At 63.6% G+C, this 4,625-nt stretch carries 7 protein-coding genes and 1 tRNA gene; 5 read left to right on the top strand and 3 right to left on the bottom strand.

Annotated features, from left to right (window positions below; genetic code table 11):
* Nucleotides 1-200: 200 nt before the first annotated feature.
* Nucleotides 201-743 carry a putative metal-dependent hydrolase gene (locus VMS96_03735; GenBank protein HVP42513.1) on the top strand — a complete coding sequence of 181 codons (543 nt, stop codon included), beginning with the start codon at nt 201-203 and terminating at the stop codon, nt 741-743.
* Nucleotides 744-746: 3 nt separating this feature from the next.
* Here VMS96_03735 and bfr read toward each other — a convergent pair whose 3' ends face one another.
* Both bfr and VMS96_03725 read right to left on the bottom strand, forming a co-directional pair.
* Nucleotides 747-1,220, bottom strand: coding sequence for a bacterioferritin (gene bfr, locus VMS96_03730; GenBank protein ID HVP42512.1), 474 nt, complete (start codon nt 1,218-1,220; stop codon nt 747-749).
* A 375-nt stretch (nt 1,221-1,595) separates the two neighbouring features.
* Nucleotides 1,596-2,042: a response regulator gene (locus VMS96_03725; protein ID HVP42511.1), complete on the bottom strand. Its 447-nt coding sequence runs from the start codon at nt 2,040-2,042 to the stop codon at nt 1,596-1,598.
* 302 nt (nt 2,043-2,344) lie between these two features.
* Between VMS96_03725 and VMS96_03720 the strand changes: the two genes are divergently transcribed.
* The 3 genes from VMS96_03720 (at nt 2,345) to VMS96_03710 (ending at nt 4,197) form a co-directional block, all read left to right on the top strand.
* The gene (locus VMS96_03720) at nt 2,345-2,977 is read left to right on the top strand and encodes a TetR/AcrR family transcriptional regulator (GenBank protein HVP42510.1); all 633 of its coding nucleotides are present in this window, start codon (nt 2,345-2,347) and stop codon (nt 2,975-2,977) included.
* 205 nt (nt 2,978-3,182) lie between these two features.
* Nucleotides 3,183-3,341 carry a PEP-CTERM sorting domain-containing protein gene (locus VMS96_03715; protein HVP42509.1) on the top strand — a complete coding sequence of 53 codons (159 nt, stop codon included), beginning with the start codon at nt 3,183-3,185 and terminating at the stop codon, nt 3,339-3,341.
* 34 nt (nt 3,342-3,375) lie between these two features.
* Nucleotides 3,376-4,197 carry a sterol desaturase family protein gene (locus VMS96_03710; GenBank protein ID HVP42508.1) on the top strand — a complete coding sequence of 274 codons (822 nt, stop codon included), beginning with the start codon at nt 3,376-3,378 and terminating at the stop codon, nt 4,195-4,197.
* A gap of 34 nt (nt 4,198-4,231) precedes the next feature.
* Here VMS96_03710 and VMS96_03705 read toward each other — a convergent pair.
* Nucleotides 4,232-4,308 (bottom strand) — tRNA-Met (locus tag VMS96_03705).
* Between the two features lie 60 nt (nt 4,309-4,368).
* On the opposite strand from VMS96_03705, the gene VMS96_03700 reads away from it, so the two are divergent.
* Nucleotides 4,369-4,625, top strand: a 257-nt coding sequence (locus VMS96_03700) for an NTP transferase domain-containing protein (protein HVP42507.1), incomplete at its 3' end; no start/stop codon positions are given.

The following is a 4,625-nucleotide window of genomic DNA, read 5'->3' as shown; positions in this document are numbered from 1 at the left end:
GGGGGGTCGCGGTCCGGCATCAGGGGAGAGTCCTGCCCCGAAGTAGCGCATAGGACATAGTGCATAGGACATAGCGCATAGGACATAGTGCATAGAACATAAAGAAGAGGCTCGGCCGCGAGGCTGGGCCTTTTTCTTGGGCGAGAGGAGAATTTGTGTCGAGCGTGAGCGTCGCGCATCGAAGTCCCGAGGAGGGCGACATGGCGAAGGCAGCAGCTGCAGCAGATCCGCGGTATCCTGTCGGGCCCTTTCGTTACGAACGGCCGCTGACCCCGGCCGAACGCAAGAAGGCGATCGCGGACATCGAGCGCGCGCCGGCCCGGATGCGGGCGGCGGTGAAGGGGCTGAAGGCCAAGCAGTTCGACACACCCTATCGCGAGGGCGGCTGGACGGTGCGGCAGGTGGTGCACCACGTCCCCGACAGCCATCTGAACGCCTACACCCGGCTGAAGCTGGCGCTCACCGAGACGGAGCCGACCATCAAGCCGTACGACGAGAAGGCCTGGGCGAAGCTGGCGGACACGCGGCAGACGCCGGTCGAGACCTCGCTGGCACTGCTCGAGAATCTGCATCAGCGCTGGGTGAAGCTGTGGAAGTCGCTGCAGCCGGCGGATTACGAGCGCACCTTGCACCATCCCGAGGCGGGCGTGCGCACCGTCGACTGGCTGCTGGCGCTCTACTCCTGGCATTCACGGCACCATTGCGCGCACATCACCGAGCTGAGGAAGCGGAAGGGGTGGTAAGGCCTATTTCTCCTTGAGCTGCTCGGCGAGATAGTTGGCGAGGCCGATCTCCTTGATGGAATGCAATTGCGCTTCCAGGAAGTCGGCATGGCGTTCCTCGTCAACGATCATGTGCTCGAACAGCTCGCGTGAGCCCGCGTCCCCCGACTCACGGCAGATCTTGACCGACTGGTTGTACTGGCGCACGGCGTCGGTCTCGTCGGCGAGGTCGGTCTCCAGCTGCTTTGGCACATCGGCGCCGACTTTTGGCTGCAAGGCAACGTCGATGGCGGGAGTGCCGTCCAGGAACAGGATGCGTTCGATCAGGCCCTCGGCGTGTTTCATCTCCTCGATGGCGCGGCGCTTGGTGAGTTCGCCCAGCCGCTGGTATCCCCAGTTGTGACACATCTCCGCCTGGACCATGTACTGCACGATGGCGGTCAGTTCCGCCTGCAAAGCGGCGTTCAACTCCTTGAGGACCTTCTGATTGCCCCGCATGCCGTTCACCTCCGAATGGCGATCGCTGGCGCTTCGACTTCGAGGATACGAGAGGAGGGCCAGCCGCACTGTGACTGGCATCACACGGCGAAGTGGCTGTGCCAGTGGGAGGAGGACGAGGGGCGGCGCGATCCGCCCCTCGTCTTGGGCCGGGCGAGAGCGCCCAGCCGACGGGAACCTGAACACTGAGTGTGACGCGGCGGCCGGGAGAAGGTTAGCTAGGCGGCGAAGGCAGGAAGCGGGAGGCAGGAGGCAGGAAGCGGGAGGCAGGAAGCGGGAGGCAGGAAGCAGGAGGCAGGAAGCAGGAGGCAGGAGGCAGGAGGAAAATCAACCCACAAGGCAGAACGAAGAAGGCAGATTGCAGAAGTAGGAACTTCAGACGGCGGAACGCAGGGTGCTGACGGAGAACTCGCCGGTGGCGTAGCGCATGACCGGCTGGTAGATGGCGCCGCAGAGGGCTTCGACGGTGGAACGCAGCAGCGCGCTCTCCACGTCCTTCTCGAAGAGGCAACTGGCGCCGGCGGCCAGGGCCTGGGTTTCGATGTCCGGTGAAGGGTCGGCGGTGAGCAGGATCATGACCGGCCCCGCAGGATGATTGGCGGCGCGGATGAGATCCAGTCCGGAGAGGCCGCGGATGTGGAGAGCGGTGATGAGACAGTCGCAGCCTTCGGCGACGGCGCGGTAGGCGCTGGGCAGGTCGTTGCAGCAGACGACTGAGTGGCCATCGGCTTCGAAGATCCTGCTCCACTCGCGGGTGAAAGCAGGGTCGGCGTCCACCAGGACCACTTTCAGGTTTCGAAGCTGCTTGACTGTGGCGCCCATGATCGGTACCCCAACAACGCCAGCTAACAGATTGATACATTACTAACCCCGGAAGATGCGCCTGCGCCAGTTACCGGGGTACGTGTCCGAAAAGACGATGTAAGGTCCAATCCCCGGACGGTCAAGCACATGCAAGACTCCGAAAACAGGGACGATGACCCGGCCAGGCAAGATTGGTCCGAAGGAACATGGGGGCGGCGGGGAGTTCCGAGCGGGGCTAGTGTACCGACTGGTAAATCGGGGCGTTGGGCTAACGGTGGTGTCCTTGCCAAACCGGCGGCCGCGGTAGTAGTGATTCACTTATGCCTTCCCGGAAAGCGAATGCGGCGGCGGAAGCGGCGGCGCCGGCGCTGTCGTCGCACGACCGCATCCTGCAAGCGGCCAAGCAGCTGTTCGCCTCGCGCGGCTACGAGAACACCAGCACGGTCAACATCGCGCGGCAGGCAGGCACCAGCGAGTCGCAACTGATGAAGCACTTCGGCAGCAAGGAAGGGCTGCTGGAAGCCATCTTCGAGCAGGGTTGGGAGCAGATGGCGTACCAAAGTCGGAGCGTCGAGGAGCCGGCCTCGCCGAAGGAGAAACTGCGGGCGCTGCTCGACCTGATGGTGAACACGCTGCAACGCGACCCGGAGCTGAAGCAGCTGTTCCTGCTGGAAGGACGGCGAGTGCGCAAAGAAGGCCGGATGGTCCTGATGACCGAGGGCTACCTGCGGTTCGTCAAGGTGCTGGACGGCATCCTGGGACAGATGAAGCAGGCGGGTTCGCTGCGGGAGGACTTGGACGCGCAGGCGCTGCGCTCCGGGCTGACCGGGATGTTCGAGGGGATGCTGCGCGACCAGTTGCTGGCGGAGCGGATGGGCTATCCGGCGACGTACGGGATCAAGGAGCTGCGGGCGGTGTTCAACTGCATGATCGAGGCGGTGGCGAAGCGCTAGGGCCCGGGCCCGTCCGGACGTCACATGTCGTCGTGTCGGAGGTCACATGACAATGTGACAATGACCTTCCCGTAGCTGCAAGGAGTTGCAGTTCCGCCCGCCCTGCCCCCGGCTAAGTCATTGAATCCATTGAGTTAGGAATGGTGGCCTGCGTGCTGTGACTCAAGTGAGTCCCAGATTCTACCAACCAATCAGGAGAAGGCTCATGAACAAGTACCTGCTGTTTGCGATCGCGATGCTGGTGGTGGCGGTACCGGCGTTCGCCGGCGAAAACTTCCAGAAGGTCCCCGAGCCTGCGTCTTTGGCCCTGCTGGCCTCCGGGATGGGCGGCGTGGCGTTGCTGCGCCGGATAATCAAACGGTAGAAGCGGCAAGCGACCCGCAGGCAGGCTGTTTCTGATGCACGAGCGCGTGTGGTCGTACGTCTTCGTGTGTGGTTTCCTGGCTGTCGCCGCGGTGGAGACATTCGTTCCGCTGCGCTCGTTGCGCAGCTCGACTCCCCGGCGCTGGCTCAGTAATATCGGCTTATACCTGTCCTCCCTGGCAGCGGCGAGATTGATTTTGCAGCTGAGCGCGCTGGCGCTCGCTTTCAGCATGCAGGCCACATCCCGAGGCCTGCTGAACCAACTCCCCTTGCCGTTTGTGGTGCAGTTTGCGGTGGGCCTTGCCCTGGTGGATCTCCGGGCGTACACCTCCCATCGCCTGTTTCACGCTGTCGGCCTGATGTGGCGTGTGCATCAGGTGCACCACAGCGAGTCGGAGCTGGATCTGACCACCGGCTTCCGTTTCCACCCCCTGGAAACACTGGTCAGCCAGGGTCTGCTGCTGGTGACGGTGGTTGTGTCCGGGCCGCCGCCGGGTGCAGTCGCGTTCAACGAGCTGATCGTCGTGGTGCTGAACCTCCTCCATCACGCCAATCTCAGGTTTCCAGAGTCAGCGGATCGTGTGCTGCGCCTGGTGATCGTGACTCCCGGCATGCACCGCGTCCATCACTCGGAGGCGGTCCCGGAGCAAAACGCGAACTTTGGCGTGGTGTTCTCCTTGTGGGACAGGCTGTTCGGGACGTATCGTGCAGGTCTCACGGCGAATCCGCGGGAGGCGCGTTACGGCCTGGCGGAGCTGCCCCGGGGGAGCGAACTGAACGCTGCGCAAGTGCTATTCCTTCCCTTCCGACGCACACCCGATCCATCCCCCAGCAAAGCAGAGTGCCCCCAGGAATAGAACCGTGGGTGGCTTCGGAACCCGGGAGAGACATTGGTGGCGGCGGTTGGACTCGAACCAACGACCTAGGGATTATGAGACCCTCGCTCTAGCCACCTGAGCTACACCGCCAATGTGGGGAAGAACTACAGGAAGGCGACCGCAATCGATTCTACCAGTAGAATGGCGCGGATGAAAGCGGTGGCCATCATCCCGGCGCGGCTGGGGTCCAGGCGGCTGGCGCGCAAGGCGCTGCGCGAGATCGCGGGCCAGCCCATGGTGGCCTGGGTGTACCGGGCGGCGCGCGCTTCCTCCTTATTAGACGACGTGATCGTGGCTACGGATGCGGAGGAGATCCTCGACTTCTGCAGCAGGCAGGGGTTCCACGCGCGGATGACCCGGAAAGACCATCGCAGCGGCACCGACCGGGTACGCGAGGTGGCGTGCTC

Source organism: Terriglobales bacterium (assembly GCA_035543055.1).
Taxonomy (GTDB): domain Bacteria; phylum Acidobacteriota; class Terriglobia; order Terriglobales; family Acidobacteriaceae; genus JAIQFD01.
The sequence above is the reverse complement of the archived record's forward strand: the minus strand, read 5'-3'. Positions and strand labels throughout refer to the sequence as shown.